Origin of the sequence: Shewanella nanhaiensis, from assembly GCF_019457885.1 — a bacterium.
In the GTDB taxonomy this organism is placed as follows: Bacteria; Pseudomonadota; Gammaproteobacteria; order Enterobacterales; family Shewanellaceae; genus Shewanella; species Shewanella nanhaiensis.
The window spans coordinates 254,440-271,009 of record NZ_JAHZST010000001.1; the positions used below are offsets into that span (position 1 = coordinate 254,440).

At 43.5% G+C, this 16,570-nt stretch carries 15 protein-coding genes; 11 read left to right on the forward strand and 4 right to left on the reverse strand.

The window, feature by feature from the left end; genetic code table 11:
- Nucleotides 1–53 precede the first annotated feature (53 nt).
- From K0625_RS00970 to K0625_RS01015, 10 genes are all read left to right on the forward strand, one after another.
- Nucleotides 54–1,703, forward strand: coding sequence for a BatD family protein (locus K0625_RS00970; RefSeq protein ID WP_220107952.1), 1,650 nt, complete (start codon nucleotides 54–56; stop codon nucleotides 1,701–1,703).
- Between the two features lie 139 nt (nucleotides 1,704–1,842).
- Complete coding sequence (locus K0625_RS00975) at nucleotides 1,843–2,406, forward strand: sigma-70 family RNA polymerase sigma factor (RefSeq protein ID WP_065188696.1); 564 nt, start codon at nucleotides 1,843–1,845, stop codon at nucleotides 2,404–2,406.
- On the forward strand, nucleotides 2,399–3,103 hold the full coding sequence (locus K0625_RS00980) for a DUF3379 domain-containing protein (RefSeq protein WP_220107953.1): 705 nt from the start codon (nucleotides 2,399–2,401) through the stop codon (nucleotides 3,101–3,103). The genes K0625_RS00975 and K0625_RS00980 overlap by 8 nt, the downstream gene beginning before the upstream one ends.
- A gap of 140 nt (nucleotides 3,104–3,243) precedes the next feature.
- Entirely contained in the window at nucleotides 3,244–4,695 is a 1,452-nt protein-coding gene (putP, locus tag K0625_RS00985) for a sodium/proline symporter PutP (protein ID WP_220107954.1), read from the forward strand.
- 360 nt (nucleotides 4,696–5,055) lie between these two features.
- Entirely contained in the window at nucleotides 5,056–6,378 is a 1,323-nt protein-coding gene (locus K0625_RS00990; RefSeq protein WP_220108173.1) for an OmpP1/FadL family transporter, read from the forward strand.
- Nucleotides 6,379–6,483: 105 nt separating this feature from the next.
- The gene (locus tag K0625_RS00995) at nucleotides 6,484–6,870 is read left to right on the forward strand and encodes a VOC family protein (RefSeq protein ID WP_220107955.1); all 387 of its coding nucleotides are present in this window, start codon (nucleotides 6,484–6,486) and stop codon (nucleotides 6,868–6,870) included.
- Nucleotides 6,871–6,950: 80 nt separating this feature from the next.
- Nucleotides 6,951–7,667 carry an SIMPL domain-containing protein gene (locus tag K0625_RS01000; RefSeq protein WP_220107956.1) on the forward strand — a complete coding sequence of 239 codons (717 nt, stop codon included), beginning with the start codon at nucleotides 6,951–6,953 and terminating at the stop codon, nucleotides 7,665–7,667.
- A gap of 200 nt (nucleotides 7,668–7,867) precedes the next feature.
- Nucleotides 7,868–8,254, forward strand: a complete 387-nt coding sequence (locus tag K0625_RS01005; RefSeq protein WP_220107957.1) for a rhodanese-like domain-containing protein — start codon at nucleotides 7,868–7,870, stop codon at nucleotides 8,252–8,254.
- Nucleotides 8,255–8,819: 565 nt separating this feature from the next.
- Complete coding sequence (locus tag K0625_RS01010; protein ID WP_220107958.1) at nucleotides 8,820–11,243, forward strand: S8 family serine peptidase; 2,424 nt, start codon at nucleotides 8,820–8,822, stop codon at nucleotides 11,241–11,243.
- A gap of 128 nt (nucleotides 11,244–11,371) precedes the next feature.
- On the forward strand, nucleotides 11,372–11,731 hold the full coding sequence (locus K0625_RS01015) for a VF530 family protein (RefSeq protein ID WP_220107959.1): 360 nt from the start codon (nucleotides 11,372–11,374) through the stop codon (nucleotides 11,729–11,731).
- A gap of 82 nt (nucleotides 11,732–11,813) precedes the next feature.
- Here the strand turns inward: K0625_RS01015 and K0625_RS01020 are convergent, their stop codons facing one another.
- Nucleotides 11,814–12,326, reverse strand: coding sequence for an aldolase/citrate lyase/malate synthase family protein (locus K0625_RS01020; protein ID WP_220107960.1), 513 nt, complete (start codon nucleotides 12,324–12,326; stop codon nucleotides 11,814–11,816).
- Nucleotides 12,327–12,519: 193 nt separating this feature from the next.
- On the opposite strand from K0625_RS01020, the gene K0625_RS01025 reads away from it, so the two are divergent.
- Nucleotides 12,520–14,061: a DUF3612 domain-containing protein gene (locus tag K0625_RS01025; protein WP_220107961.1), complete on the forward strand. Its 1,542-nt coding sequence runs from the start codon at nucleotides 12,520–12,522 to the stop codon at nucleotides 14,059–14,061.
- 175 nt (nucleotides 14,062–14,236) lie between these two features.
- On the opposite strand, the gene K0625_RS01030 is transcribed toward K0625_RS01025, so the two are convergent.
- The 3 genes from K0625_RS01030 to K0625_RS01040 form a co-directional block, all read right to left on the reverse strand.
- Nucleotides 14,237–15,055, reverse strand: a complete 819-nt coding sequence (locus tag K0625_RS01030) for a hypothetical protein (RefSeq protein ID WP_220107962.1) — start codon at nucleotides 15,053–15,055, stop codon at nucleotides 14,237–14,239.
- A gap of 68 nt (nucleotides 15,056–15,123) precedes the next feature.
- Nucleotides 15,124–15,741: a GTP cyclohydrolase II gene (gene ribA, locus K0625_RS01035; RefSeq protein WP_220107963.1), complete on the reverse strand. Its 618-nt coding sequence runs from the start codon at nucleotides 15,739–15,741 to the stop codon at nucleotides 15,124–15,126.
- A 293-nt stretch (nucleotides 15,742–16,034) separates the two neighbouring features.
- Nucleotides 16,035–16,391 carry a YibL family ribosome-associated protein gene (locus K0625_RS01040; protein ID WP_012325654.1) on the reverse strand — a complete coding sequence of 119 codons (357 nt, stop codon included), beginning with the start codon at nucleotides 16,389–16,391 and terminating at the stop codon, nucleotides 16,035–16,037.
- Between the last annotated feature and the right edge of the window lie 179 nt (nucleotides 16,392–16,570).

Sequence of the window (16,570 nt, forward strand, 5' to 3'; positions counted from 1 at the left end):
CAAGATATTATGTTTCTCATTGGTTTCAACATGATTTCAAAGGATTTAAAACAGTGCTAATACGACAACTTTTTCTTTTAGCTCTTATCACGCTAACAGCTTCATTTCCGAGCTATGCCCTTACAAGCATTGAAGCGAGTGTCGACAGAAACCCTGCTGTTGAGGGCCAATATTTGGTGCTCACAGTTGAAGCTGACGATGATGTTAGTACCTCAAAGCTAGATACCTCTTCGCTACTTAAAGACTTTATTGTCGGGCGCACCAGTGTCAGCCGTAATACTCAGATCATTAACTTTGATGCGAGTAAAAAAACCACTTGGCAGATACTGATAGCCCCACTTCACTCTGGTAATGTTCAGATCCCTGCGATGACGATAGATGGGATCAGTTCAGCGCCGATAACGCTTACGGTTGTTACACCTGACAGCCAGCCGGAGCAGATGGAAACCCTGTTTATTCGAACCAGTATATCGGCGGATGAAGCCTATGTAGGCCAGATGATCACCTACAAGGTTAAACTCTATCTAGCGGTCGACCTACAACGCGGTATCCTTAGCGCCCCGAGCTTAGATGGGGCACAGCTCAAACAACTTGGCGAAGATATTGATAAAACAGAGATCCTTAATGGTAAGCGGTATCGAGTTATTGAGCGCACCTACAGCATTATCGCCGATCAACCCGGTGAGCTGACCATTGACGGAACCAGCTTCTCTGGTGATGTATTGGTACAATCTTCAAGACGTGGCGGTATGTTTGCCTTCAATGAAAGCAAACCTATGCAAGCTAGGGCACCAAAATCTGTCATACAGATCAATCCTATTCCCACTGAATATCACGGCGAGTGGCTAGTATCAGATCTTGTTGCTATCAATGAAGATTGGCCTAGCGAAGATAAAGAGTATGAAGTTGGTAGCCCCATCACTCGCACCATCAATTTATTAGCCTCCAATACGGATGAAACCAGCCTACCCGAACTCAATATTCAGGTTCCTGTGGAGCTGAAAACATATCCAGAGAAAGCGCAGCGAAAAGCGTTTCTTCGAGAGCAGCAGATAGTTTCACAATTAACCCAGACCTTAGCGATAGTTCCGACTAAAGCTGGTACATTCACCTTACCTGAGATCCGTGTTCCTTGGTGGAATCCACACACAAGGCGCCAAGAAGTGGCCAGTCTCCCAGCTCGAACCATAAAGGTGATCGACAATCAAAGTGTTGAAAGCGAGCTCCCGACTCTGAACTTAGAGGCAAGCCCATCGTCAACTACAAGCGGAATGTGGCCATGGCTAACCCTGCTCTTTGCCTGTTTATGGCTGATTACACTCATGCTCTGGCGTAAAAGCGCCGCTAAACTAAATGCAGCTGCCACACTCTCCACTCCCCATTCAACATCAGCTAAAGCAGACAAAGTGAGTGGTGCTGAGTTTCAAAAATTAGAAGTAGCATGTCGCGAAAAAGATACAGGCAGGGTACTTTCCGCTCTGCAGGAATACTGTAGTAAAACCTATGGTAAAACAATGACACTAAATGAGATAGCAGGCTTATCAACACCGCTTAACCAGATCATTAGTGAGCTGCAAGTCAGTGCATTTAGCCGAACAATGAGCGAGTTAGATTATGATCTAGTGCTGTCCGCGGTAAAATCGATGCCAACAGCCAAAGCAGAGCACAACCTCAGCCCACTGGCAAAACTCAACCCCAGCTAACACAAGCCTACATAACAGCGAATACCAGCTTACATATAAGTGCAAGAGGTTAACTTAAGATTAACTTCTTGCACTTAATCTTCATAAGGTTAAGCTAACAAATATAGATGTCGTTAGTGAAACCAGCATGAATTCAAAAATGTTTAATTTCTCGCGAAATAAAAAACCGACTACCACGGTCAATTCAGACATGGTAAGCAAACAAAGACGATACGATAGCCTTGTCAGGGCACTCCATGCAGATATTTTCCGATATGGCTATTGGCTATGCGGTGATAAACATGTAGCGGAGGATATCACTCAGGAAACGTTTTTACGGGCGTGGCGTTCACTCGAGTCTTTAAAAGATGATAAAGCAGCTAAAGCATGGCTTATCACTATTCTTAGACGTGAGAATGCTAGACGTTTTGAGCGTAAGCAGTTTAACTACTCTGATGTTGAGCAGGAGACCATTGAAGATCATATCTCCTCAAGCAATGAAGATCAGGCCGAACAACACCTTATTCGACGACAGATAGCTAAACTGGAGCTTGAATATCGCGAACCGCTACTTCTCCAAGTAATTGGTGGATTTAGTGGAGAAGAGATAGCCGGCATTTTAGATCTGAACCGTAATACAGTAATGACAAGATTATTTAGAGCACGTAATCAATTGAAAGACGTATTAGAACAACCCCAAGTGCGAGGGCAATCCAATGGATGAGCTGAAATTTAGACGACAAGCCTATGGAGATCCAAACAATCAAGATCCCGACTTTTTAGCAGAGATGCACAGCTCTGCAGAGAAGGAAGCTTTTGTTAATGATCTAAAAATGATGGACAGTAAAATAGAGCGAGCGTTAGACATTGATGTCCCTGATGATCTCGCTGCAAAACTGCTGCTCAATCAACAGCTTCATCAGCATCAGCAACAGCGAAAGCGTTCTGGCTTTACCTTGGCCTTAGTCGCTTCGGTAGCATTTATCGCTGGGATCAGTTTTACCCTATTAAGAATGGCACCAGTCGATCTCGGTCAACATGCGCTTGCCCATGTTTACCATGAGACGAAGGCACTTCAAGCTGACGACAATGTCCAGTTTTCCGATGTTAATTTCCAGCTCGCCTCATTAGGTACCTTCGGAGATTCGAAATTTACACAGCAACCCGGAAAAGTCTATTACAGCACCTTCTGTGATTTTCAGGGTGTGCAAAGCCTGCACCTCGTCATGCAGGGAGAGCACAGTAAAGTCACTCTCTTTATTGTTCCCCTTGAGAATCGTATGGTACTTGAGGAAGCTTTTGCCGATAACAAGTACAAAGGTAATGGGTTCGTGACCGATAATGCCTATATGCTACTCGTCGGCGAAACCAGTGAAGATGTTAACTTTGTCAAAAAAGAGGTTGAACAAACCTTTATCTAATACTAAAGACCTGTCTCCTTCCGAGACAGGTCTTACCACAAACAAGAGCTAGCTCACATTTCATATCCTTATTGGGCTTCACCTCAAACATCTGCTAGCATGTCGACCACATTTTAAAAATAACAATGAATGGCAATAGCATGAGCATTGAATTACCAGTCTTAATTACTTTTATCGGCTACCTCTCCTTAATGATGGGAATAGGACTTTGGGCCTACAAAGCCACTGATTCAGTTGACGACTATATTTTGGGCGGCAGGGGCATGGGCCCAGCAGTCACGGCTTTAAGTGTTGGTGCATCCGACATGTCAGGTTGGTTATTACTCGGTCTGCCCGGGGCCGTTTACCTTGGCGGTTTAGGAGAAGCATGGATTGGGATAGGCTTAGTATTTGGTGCTTGGTTAAACTGGCTATTTGTTGCTAAACGCCTGCGCGTCTATACCGAATTTACCGATAATGCACTTACCCTCCCCGACTTCTTTGAAAAACGTTTTGAAGATAACAAAGGGTTACTAAAGCTTGTTTCAGCCATCACTATTTTAGTATTTTTCACCTTCTATGCCTCATCAGGTATGGTAGGTGGTGCCATACTGTTTGAAAAAGTGTTCGGCTTAGATTACACCTTAGCCCTCATCATCGGCTCAACCATCATCGTGGCATACACCTTTGTTGGCGGCTTCTTTGCCGTAAGCTGGACAGATTTTTTTCAAGGCTGTTTAATGTTAGTCGCGCTACTTATCGTTCCAGTCGCTATCTTTTCTCAACCTGAAACACAAAACGGATTGGATACTTTAGATCCTTCCATGTTGGCGCTGTTTCATGAAAACACCACCTTTATCGGGCTTATCTCTTTATTAGCATGGGGACTGGGCTACTTTGGTCAGCCTCACATTCTTTCACGTTTTATGGCTATCAATAGCCCTAGTGATATTAAAGTATCTCGTCGTATCGCCATGAGCTGGATGTTAGTCGCGCTTATTGGTGCACTGGCGACCGGCATTGCTGGTAGTTTGTACTTTGCCAGCGAGCCGCTAGCAAATCCTGAGACCGTCTTCATCCACTTAGCCCATGCAGCATTCAACCCTTGGATTGGCGGCCTGTTAATTGCGGCAATACTCTCTGCGATTATGAGCACAATTGACTCTCAGCTTTTGGTTTGCTCAAGTGTGATCACCGAAGATTTCTACAAAAAGTGGCTACGTCCAGAAGCAAGCAGTAAAGAGTTGATGCTAGTGGGGCGTATTGGTGTCCTTGTTATTGCGGTTATTGCTGGCATCGTAGCCCTAAACCCAGAGAGTAGTGTACTTGGGTTGGTCAGCTACGCTTGGGCTGGTTTCGGTGCAGCATTTGGCCCTGTTGTACTACTAGCACTGTTTTGGAAGGATTATAGCCGTAACGGGGCTATCGCAACTATCTTAGTTGGGGCGATCACCGTTGTTGTTTGGAAGCAGTTATCCGGCGGAATCTTTGATCTTTATGAGATACTGCCCGGCTTTATATTTGCCACGCTTATCGGTGTGATTGTGAGCCGAGCCTCAGCTCCTTCAGATGCGATAAAAGAGCAATTTAGAGTATTTACTTCAAAACTTTAAATAGTAAAAATAGGGGTTTGAAAGACTCAAACCCCACTTTAGCTTACATGTGTACACTGAAAATCACATTTATTTTTCAAGCTTAGCTTCACAAGGTGTTAACCTTTGTAAAAACACGCTCAAACCCCTAACCTTACTATAGATAAGCCCTTCAGCCATACATTAAAACTCCCCCTTCAACCTTCCTGTTTTTATCCTTTAGAAATTAACAAAAACACAACTTGAAAACCCATCTGGTCGGAGTTGTTGGCATTCAAAACCATCCCTACTATGCACAGGTCTAATAAATGGACTTCACATTGAGCTAATGTCATACCGGCACTCAATCAAAAGTGAAGCCGTAAATAATCGAGAATTATGATGAAGTATTTTAACAAGACAATACTAGCTGTAGCGGTAACACTTGCCAGTTCACAAGCAATGGCAGCAGGTTTTCAACTTAACAGTCAATCAGCAACAGGCCTTGGCCGAGCTTTTGCCGGCGATGCAGTGATTGCTGATAATGCGTCAGTACTATCGCGCAACCCTGCAGCAATGGCTCTGTTTGACGAAAAATCATTATCTGTTGGCGCGGCGTATGCCGACTTAGACGTCAATATCTCTGACGTGTCGACGCCACTAGGAAATTACGGTAGTGCTGAAGGCGTGGCAGAAAGCAAGCTTATCCCTAACTTCTACTACATCCAACCTATTAACGATAAATGGGCATTTGGTGTAGCGGGCTTTAGTAATTTTGGTACTGGTACAGATTTAACTAGCCTTGCTAATAGCAATCCAAAGATGGACAACGGCGCGGTTGTCCCTGCACCAGCACCGGTTGATCTATTGGGTAACACTGAAATTGTGACCATGAATTTCAACGCAAGTTTATCTTACCGCTTCAATGAACATTTCAGTGTTGGTGCTGGTGTCGATATCATTTACGGTGAGGGTAACTTAAGCCGTGAGGGTAACCTTCCGTTCGGCGATAACGGCAGCATGGTGCCAGTTTCTTTAGTCGATGTAGAAGCTGATGGTATCGCATTTGGTGGTATTCTTGGTGCCGTTTACGAGTTTAACGCCGACCATCGTTTAGGCATGAGCTACCGTTTCAGCCCTGAGTTTAAAGCGACTGGCGATGTGAACATGACGCAACCAGGTGTTGGTACCATCGCATTTGATGAGATCAACATTCCAATGCCAGATATCTTCCAAGTTGCTGGTTTTCATCAGCTAACTGAAAAGTTCGCATTACACTATACAGCCCAGCTTACCACATGGGGTGATTTCCATGAGATCACAGTCACCGATGGTCAGCTAGCAAATGGCACAGCTGCCGGTGATGCTGTACTTAAACAGTACGCTTGGAAAGACTCTTGGTTATTCAGTGTTGGCGGTACGTACACAATCAACGAAAACTGGAAAGTGCGCGCAGGTTACATGCATGATCAAGGGGTTGTTGGTGACGTAAGCTCATTATCTATCCCTGATTCAGATCGTAACTGGTACACAGCAGGTGTCAGTTATAATCTAAGCACACAATCGACTATCGATATGGGTATCGCCTTTGTTCGCGGTGAAGATGTCCATGTTACCGAAAATAGTTCAGTTATCGGTGCAATCCCAGGTTTAAATGGTGATGTGACAGCTTATACTCGCTCTGATGCTATTTACTACTCAGTGCAGTACAGCTACCAGTTCTAAACGATACGACTCATTGAAAAAGCCGCACTTTTGTGCGGCTTTTTTGTGCATTTCGAGTAAATTATATATAGTTAATAGACCCTTTCTATTAGCTAGGTATTTAAGATGGCCAAAGTCATAGGGCTCGGAGGGATACTCTTTAAAAGCAGCAACCCCAAAGCATTAGCTCATTGGTATCAGAAACACCTGCAGCTCCCAGTCGAGTCTTGGGGCGGAGCGGCCTTCTACCTCGACAAACTCTCTCATTATGCTCGAAGTGGTTACAGCATATGGTCTCCTATGGAGAGCGACAGCGAATACCTTAACCCTTCACAATCCTCCTTTATGATAAATCTAGTTGTCGATGATCTCACAGAAGCGTTAGCTCAAGTTCAAGCTGGAGGCTGCGAGGTACTGGAAATATCAGAGCCATCTGAGTTTGGCCGTTTCGGCTGGTTTATCGATCCAGATGGCAATAAAGTCGAATTATGGCAACCTAATATCTCCCCTTGAAAATAGTATTAATTACCATAGATCTCCCCCCGTAAAAGGGTATTATATTGGTATAATCCAATCACCTTATACGGAATACTATGTTGAAAAATAACACTTTAGCAGCCTTTGTCCTTGGTGGGTTACTAAGTATTGGGCTAGTGCTCTCAGCCCAAGGAATAGGTGACAGCTTAATAAAAATGAAATCCATGGAGCGCACTGTCACCGTTAAGGGGCTGGCAGAGAAAGAGGTTAAAGCCAATATCGCCATCTGGCCAATACGTTTTACCGAGGTCGATAATGATCTCAATGCTTTATATGCTTCAGTGCAGGATAAGACAGATAAAGTGGTCGGCTTCCTGACTGCTCAAGGGTTTACCTCTGATGAGATCTCAACCTCACTGCCCTCTATTGAGGACAGACAAGCTCAAGGTTATGTAGACCCCAATGTAAAGTATCGATATGCCGCGAAAGTGACTATCTCTTTATATACTAAGCGAGTTGATCTGCTCCTCAGTAGTCAAAAGAGCATGCTGGATCTTACCAAGGAGGGAATTGCCATCTCCAATCAGGACTATAATAGCCGCACAGAGTTTCTGTTTACTGAGCTCAACGAGGTCAAGCCTGATATGGTTCAATCTGCCACACAAAATGCAAGAGAGGTGGCCACTAAATTTGCCAGTGACTCTGACTCCAAACTGGGAAAAATCAAACAAGCCAGTCAAGGCCAGTTCAGTATCTCAGATAGAGACAGCAATACTCCCTATATTAAACGAGTGCGTATTGTCTCTACACTGACCTATTACTTAGACGATTAGATGCCACGACGACTGAATGAAGTAAGATTAGTTGTCTGTGGCATATCAAAGTAAAACCCTATGCCAGAAGCAGTAAAAAATAAACCACTCTATATTAATAAGTTACCTTCTCTAATATTGATTTATTCTGCGACACAAGTTCATTTACCCTACCCCATACTGCGGCTATACTGATGAAAACAAAATAAAGGTATCAAACCATGAATATAATCAATAAAGCCTTTAAGGCACCAAGTTATTTCATTGCCACGCTATTACTCTTGTTATCAATCAGTCAAAGCGCATTAGCAGCAGACAAAAATCCTCAGACAGCTTGGAGTAAAATAGATACAGGCGCTCTAATTGTAGATGTGCGCACAGCGCAAGAGTTTGCAAGTGGACACTTAGACAACGCCATTAATATCCCGTTCGAAACCATTTCTGAAGGGCTTAATAAGCTCAATATTGATAAAGAGAGAGAGATAGTACTTTATTGCAGAAGTGGACGCCGTAGCGGCATAGCCAACGATACCTTGATCGAAAAAGGATATACCAACACCTATAATGGTGGTGGCTACAAGATGTTAAACAACCACAAAAAACAATAACCTCCTTTTGTTAATAAAAAGTAGCACGGTTAATGGCCAGCCCAGCAGTGGCTGGCTACTCAATACATAAAAAATGACCCGATCCAATTAATTATTTATGTTTGAAAACTCGTTAATTAAATGTGGTATACGGTAAAAATTGACGCTATATACATAATCTTTTTATTTACATCAATTTCTCACTCGCTTATTACTTTTAGGAATTACTTATTCACTTAAAAATAATCACCTTATAATCAATAAACTAGCCTTTACCCTTACTCATATCTCCCTCTTATTTTCAATATAACTAACTTTGTATACAATTAAATCCTCATTCAACCAAGTCGCATATTAATTCAATTTTAATCCCACTTTCTTTGAATAAAATGCGATTTAAACGCGATATTTATTCACAACTCTCTAAACACAATACTCGCAACAAAACCACAAACACGACTAAACATTTATTTTACAAATGTTTCACGCACAGATACATTCACTGTCGAGTAACTTGTTTTTTAGCATAAAGTCTAAAAAACAAACTAATAATAATGATTAATACTAATTAACATGGAAGGCTTTTATGACAAGTACCAAACCTACGGCTGTGGCGCTAAGCTTATCAGCATTAGCGATGGCAATCTCTGCCAGTGTAACTGCTGCTCCCGCCTTTACCCCGGGAGTCCAGTCACTCAACTCAGGTATCGAGCAAGCATCGCCACTGCCTAAGCGTTATATCGTAAAATTTAGAAATTCAAACGCAGCTGCTAACTTTCAATCTCAATCAAACGAGATGAATGAAGCGCTTTATGAGCCAAGATCGAACGAAGTTTTCTCTCATCACAGAGCCATGAACAGTGTTTCTGCAAAAGAGATGAAGCGTATTGGTCGCAGTAACAGCTACACAGCTAAACTTAACTCCAAAGGTATTCAATCACTTAGATTGCGCCCTGATGTAGAATACGTTGAGGAAGATGTACCAAGAAGATTACTGAGCGAAACCACACCTTGGGGACAAACCTATGTTGGCGCCACTAGCTTAAGTGACTCACAAGCAGGTAATCGTACCATCTGTATTATTGACTCTGGCTATGACCGTGATCACAGCGATCTCAGTGGTAACAACGTCACAGGTACCAATAACTCAGGGACAGGCAACTGGTATGATCCAGGCAATAACAATGCTCACGGTACTCACGTAGCAGGAACCATCGCCGCAATTGCAAACAATAGTGGTGTTGTTGGCGTTATGCCAAACCAAAATGCCAATATTCACGTGATCAAGGTATTTAATGAATCAGGATGGGGATACTCATCATCACTGGTTTCTGCCATTGATACCTGTGTCAACAACGGTGCTAATGTCGTTACCATGAGTCTTGGTGGTGCTTCATCAAGCACGACTGAACGTAACGCACTTAATGCCCACGAAAGTAACGGCGTACTGCTTATTGCAGCAGCGGGTAATGATGGTGATAACACCCATAGCTACCCAGCATCCTATGATGCTGTTATGTCTGTCGCTGCGGTTGACAGCAACAAAGATCATGCAGCTTTTTCTCAATACACTAACCAGGTTGAGATCTCAGGTCCTGGTGAAGCAATCCTTTCAACTGTCACTGCTGGCGAAGGACGCCTAGCTGATATCACAGTTGGAGGACAGTCTTACTTTGATCAAGGTGTTGTTCCACATAACCGTTATGTGAAATCAGGTACCAATCACGTACCAACACCCGTTATTGGTAACGTTACTGCTGAACTCGCTGAGTGTACAGTATCGGGCACGACATTTAACTGTGGCGATATGAGCAACAAAATTTGTCTTGTTGAACGTGTTGGTAACCAAGGCGCTACATACCCTGAAATTGATGCAGTGAAAGCATGTAACAGTGCAGGTGCAAGTGGTGTCATTGTTTACAGTAATACTGATTTACCAGGTCTACAAAATCCATTCCTTGTTGATACTAACAATGAAGCAGCTCTAGTCTCTGTCTCTGTTGACCGTGCTACTGGTCAGGCTCTTCAAGGCCAAGTTGGCTCAACAGTTACAGTGGCAAATACAGACAATGAAGATTACGAGTACTATAACGGTACGTCTATGGCGACACCGCATGTTTCAGGTGTAGCAACGCTAGTTTGGAGCCATCACACTCAATGTAGTGCAGCGCAAATTCGTGCAGCACTTCATGCAACAGCCGAAGATCTAGGCACAGCAGGCCGTGATGATAAGACTGGTTACGGTCTTGTCGATGCTGTCGCAGCAAAAGCCTATCTTGATGAGTCATGTGACGGTCCTACCGATCCTGGCACAGGACCTGGTGATAACGTACTGGTTAACGGCACAGCAAAAACTAGCCTTGCAGGCGCTAAAGATGCTGAGCTTCACTACTCAATCGACGTACCAGCGGGTGCAACTGACCTAAGCTTTACCATGAGCGGTGGCACAGGCGATGCCGATCTTTATGTTCAATATGGCGCAGCACCAACAACTGGCAGCTATGATTGTCGTCCATGGAAAAGTGGTAACAGCGAATCTTGCCCTATTAGCAATGTTCAAACCGGTACTTACTATGTCATGGTTCAAGGTTACAGTGCATTTAGCGGTGTAAGTCTAGTGGCTAACTATACCGAGTCTAACGGCGGTGGAAACCCAGGTGGCGGTGCAGCAAGCTACACCAACAATACTACCTATGCGATCCCTGATAACAAATCAACTGGTATCAGCAGTGCAATCTCTGCAACGCGCACAGGTGATTCAGGTACTGTATCGGTTGCCGTTGATATTTCACATACCTATATTGGTGATCTGCAAGTAGAACTACACAGCCCTAGCGGTCAAGTAGCGATACTTCATGATAACACTGGCGGTAGCGCTAACGACATCAACAAAACTTATACTGTTGATATGTCAGGTGTAGAGTCTGCAGGCCAATGGACACTTAAAGCGGTAGATAGCGCAAGACGTGATACCGGCACAATCAACTCTTGGACACTGACTTTTCAGTAAGCAATAGTTGAAACCAAGGTGACTTGGTAACAAAAAGTAAAATTAAAGAGGGCGTTTACGCCCTCTTCTTTATCCCCCACAAGATTTACTGGTATAATTTAGCTAATTTCAGCTGATCCAGAAAACTCATGACACAAGCAAACAATCCTCTTCACGGTATTAAACTAGAAGCACTACTCACAGATCTGGTCGAACATTATGGTTGGGAAGGGCTCGCGGATAGAATTGATGTTCGTTGCTTTAAGAATGATCCCAGCATGAAATCTAGCCTTCGATTTCTACGTAAGACGCTATGGGCCAGAGAGAAAGTTGAATACCTCTATTTGAAGATGAATAAACTGCCACTTCCAGCCAAAAAACCAAGGGAAGATGGCTATCAATCCAGTGATAAAGCACTCCGTAAAGCGGCAAATAAACGAGCAGAGAACACCACAGACAGCAACAAAAAGGGTGACGGGCAAGTTAATGCCGATATTTGGGGAAGTTAATTTTTATACTGATTAGTATAAAAAGGCTGCAAGTGATAAACTTGCAGCCTTTTTAATGCTTATTCAAAGGCAGAATTTGAAACTATTTTAACAGGTAGTCACTTCCATCTTTAGCAGTAAACAGCTGATCTTGTTCTGTCTTTGAAGTCCTGCTCTGCTCATCGATATTCAATATGCTAATCCAGTACTTGTGACCTTCAAGTTGGATATCATCGATGTTAGCTAAATCTTGTGAACCTGTTGTACCGCAACGGTCAAATGTTAGCGCCACATGAGTTCCCTTATCCTGTAGTAGAATCGCTGATGGCTCACTCTTATGGCCATTAAGGGCAACAAATTGACGTGGGTCACGTAAACCGCTATGAGTGCCATCTTTAAAGAACATCAAAAGGTTTTGGTAATAAACAACATAGCTACTGACATCTTTATGTGAACCCGTTGCCAATGGAAATGCAGTATCAAGAAACCCTTTAGCCTTAGTTATCGTGTCTTCACTTCTTGATGCAGCATAGGCATCCATAGACACGACTTCAGCACTGATAAGGTCATTCATCTGTTGTTCGTTTTGAGTACTTCTCATAGTTGATGTATTCATAGCCTTATCCTCTCTACTCACCTTAGGTTTAATTTTCCATTTATTACCGCATCATCGAGTTCGTTTAAGTTGCAAAAAACTGTTTTATTAACTTTCCCGATTGCTTGATTTGTAGTCTAGCTAATTTTTCATTACAATTTCACAATTAAAATTTTACATTGTGAATTTTACAAAATAAGGTGAATTTTACAGAATGAGCAAATCTCAGAGCCTACTGCGCAAATCACATTTTCTTGGTACCAAGATACGTAACCTAAGAAAACGTAATCATCTCACCATGGAAGATCTGTCGGCTCGCTGCATGAGAGTCGATCCGGAATCAGCTCCCTCTATCTCCTATCTTTCCATGATAGAGAGAGGAAAACGGGTTCCCAGTGCTGCCATGATGGCCGTTATCGCGGCGGTATTTCAAAAGGAGGTGGACTGGTTTTTAGATGATGTGCCAGAGGTGCAAGCCATCACTCCTGAAAAAGGACGCCGTGGTGGCATAAGCGGCATGGCACTTGAGCCTAGTTTTCTCTTCTCTCAAGATATACTGCAGATAGCCATCCCAGAGATGTTGTCACAAACAGGTATTACTGGCAGACAGTTTGCCCATCTACTTATTCGTGCTCATCAGGAGCACCATCAAAATCACTTCCCAGATCTTGAACGTGCAGCAGAAGAGATAGGCATGAAACGTATGCCACTGGCTGTTGAAGATCTTACGGATATCGCCAAGGGGATGGGCTTAAGCATTAAGTGGATTGATCAAGCCCCCCAAGATGTGATGGATGAGATGGGTGTCACCTCAATGCAGTTGATCACCTCCTTCTTCGAGCCACCATCAACCATCTATGTCAATAAGCGCCTTAAGAATGTGCCTATCAGACTTAAATACGATCTAGCTGTTCATATTGGACACTGTGCTCTGCACAATAAAGATGGTTTAAAGTCAGTACTAACCACAGGAAGAAGCCAGATAAGCGCCTCTGAAGAACTAGGAACCCCAGCCTCTTCAACCGTCAATGCCCAAGATATTCTCCATGCTTGGCGTGATTTCGAGTCCAGTTTTTTTGCAGGAGCTCTGCTCTGCCCTAAAGTGCCTTTCAGGCAACTTCTCGACCGCCATGGTTATGAGATTGATGTGCATAAACGCTTGGGGATCTCAGCTTCAGTGGCCATGCGCCGCATGACAGTCGTCTCCCCTTACCCGCACTGGCACTACTTTGATGCCTATGCGCCCGGTAAACTAAAAGCCGTTTATCGCGGTAATGGCATTCCTCTTCCTTGGGGGAATATGAGGCAAGTACAAGATCCCTGTCAGCACTGGGCTGTATTTAGAATGATCAATGAACCCACCCAAGGTACATCGGCGCAGATCTCTATTTTAAACGTGGCAGATGAACCAAGGATTTACTGTTGTGAATCGATAAAAGTCGAAGATTTAGCCGGTAACAATCATGTTCTCTGTGCCGGTATTGATCTTAATCCAGCCATCGAAGCACAAGGTGGAGATTCATCGGCTATCGCCTCAGATCTGAAACAAGCCTGCGTTGACAAAGGGGGCTCTGTGATGATCCCAAGAGCAATTCGAAACGATCTGATGAGCGTTGCTAAAATATTAAATATCAACTGGATAGAGCGAGGTATAGAAAACGAAGCCAGATTAATTTGCTCAAGAGGCGCTGCCTGTCCACGTCAGCCAAGTTGCTATGCATCGGGAAGAGCAGAGTGTGATGCCGTTACCAACTAAAAGGGCATCACATCAATAACAGCTTGCGCTAGAGCCTGTAAAAGTGGAATAAGGATTTTTTAGCCATTCAATCACTCCTCTCCTTTCAAGGCATCGATCGCCTTAATGAAGGAGAGAAGCTAAGAGGATGGCTAATACTCTTTTGTTTTTACAAAGGCTACCAGTCAAAAAAGTATTAGATCGGAAACTCAAATATCAAGCGCCAAACCTGAACCCCATCGCCAGCTCTAACACTTAGCCCTAAACGGTCTACCCCCATCCACTCCCAGAGGATCGGCTTTGAAAAAGCCAGTGTAGCGCCCACCTCCAAGCTATGAGACACCAGCACATCATCCCCAAAAGGGGTTGCAAAACGTAGTTTGTCGAAATACCAATAACCAACCGCAAACACCCTAGGCTCAACATCCACTCCAAGCCAATCCCAGCGCCAGTGAATATCGGTCCCGATATCAAAACCCGATTGTATCGCTGAGTAGGTTTCTGCTTGAGAACCATCAAAACTTTGATAACCAGCAAAATAGAGTCGATTCACCCAGACCGGCGCACTCTGTTTGTATTCCAGATCCAATAAGCTGGATACTCCTCCCGAAACAATGGCAACATGGTCCCCTGAATTTAGGTTTTTGCCATATCCCAGATCAAAATAAGCCTGAAACTCATGATCTTCTGCTGTTCGTGTACGGTATTCAACGCCAGGTGTGAAGGTAAAAGTCCCGACACTTGATGGAAACTCACCTTCAGGCAAGTCATCCCACTTAAAATTAAAAAAGCCGAGTGAAACAGGAGTGCGCAGGGTTAACGAGTCAGTATCATCTTGCCAGAGTTCAAAACTCATGGGCATATTAACAACGGTCGTGTTCTGCCCCGAAGTACGATAAAGACCACTCCCAAGATAGTTAGCAAATGCGTAGTGAGTAAAATCTTCTTCGGCTTGAATAGAGGATGAAAGAAAGAGCAAAGATAAACAGATAAAGAGGCTTTTATTCAGAACCATACATGAGCAAACGAGTGTGATTATATGGCACTGAATATAGCTTGTGGCAGAGGAAAGATCTACTTAGATTATGACTCACCATCTGTTGAGAAGTGATGCTCGGACATCATATGACCAAGTTCTGTTGACTTAGTCTTCAGATAAGCTTCGTTGTAACGATTTTTACCAACTTGCAGAGGAATACGCTGGACCACTTGTATACCCAGCTCCTGCATCGCCTTCACTTTTCGTGGGTTATTGGTCATTAAACTTACCTGCTTAATACCAATCTTCTCCATCATAGGTAAGATCATATCGTATTTACGCATATCAGCAGCAAAACCCAGCTTCTCATTGGCTTCGACTGTGTTTGCCCCTTGATCTTGTAGCTCATAGGCGCGGATCTTATTCAACAGGCCTATGCCACGACCCTCTTGACGAAGGTAAAGTATAAAACCTTGTCCTGCTTCAGCAATGTTCTGCATCGCGGTTTGTAACTGAAATCCACAGTCACAACGTAAACTAAACAGCGCATCACCTGTTAAGCACTCAGAATGGATTCGACCTAACGTTGGCGTTTCAGCATCAAGCACACCAAATGTGAGTGCCACATGCTCTTTACCTGTCTCTGAATCTTCAAAACCATGCATATCAAACACACCCCAAGGGGTGGGTAACGTTGAAGAAGCGACATACTTAATGGACATGAAATAACCTTAACGACTCTCTTCCCTGAGACGACTATAATCAAGAAAACAACGAGATGAATGCTAAATAATGAACCTGAGGGTCAAAAGAGTACATTGCTTATCTCTAAATAATGGGCAGAATCTTATCTTTTTTTACCCTTAAGTGAAATACCTTAGCGATTTAATCGACTATTACTTCATCTTAAGGATAGTTGACCCTTATGCTCAGCGTACAAAAGGATACGCCGAGAAGCAGTAAAAAAATTTGATGTCGCTCACTAATCATTAATCACTGGTGAGCTTATCAGCAATTAAAACTCTTTTGGCGCAAAGCCTGTCACTACCTTTATCCCCATTTCACGGCCCAGTGCCGTCATAGGGTGAACCACAACCAGCCCTCTTACAGACTTCTTTAACTTACCCATATCTGCCTGTTCAGCTTTTGTCAGCGGACGATTGAACTTCATGCTCACCACCGAGCCGCCTTGTTTACTGAGCTCACGAGTCTGCTGCGCCTTCACACTGGCAATGCGCTTAGTCACAGCATTGATCTCTTGTCTAAACTGCAACATGACGCCTTTATCACCACGCTTTTCTGCAGCGGCTAATTTACGACGAAACTGCTCTAGCTTATCGCTAAGACCATGAAGCTCTTCTTTTAAATTCATTTTCTTGCCTTAAAAATTCTATAAAATGCAAAAACAGCTAAAAAGCTGTTTTATAATATTCGATTGGATCTAATGGCGGCATTATAACAGCATCTGAGCAGATACAGTTACCGCTTTTCTGTATGAGGCCTCGCCATAGAAACTTTGGACAACTCATTGGTGAAATTTCGGTAGATTTA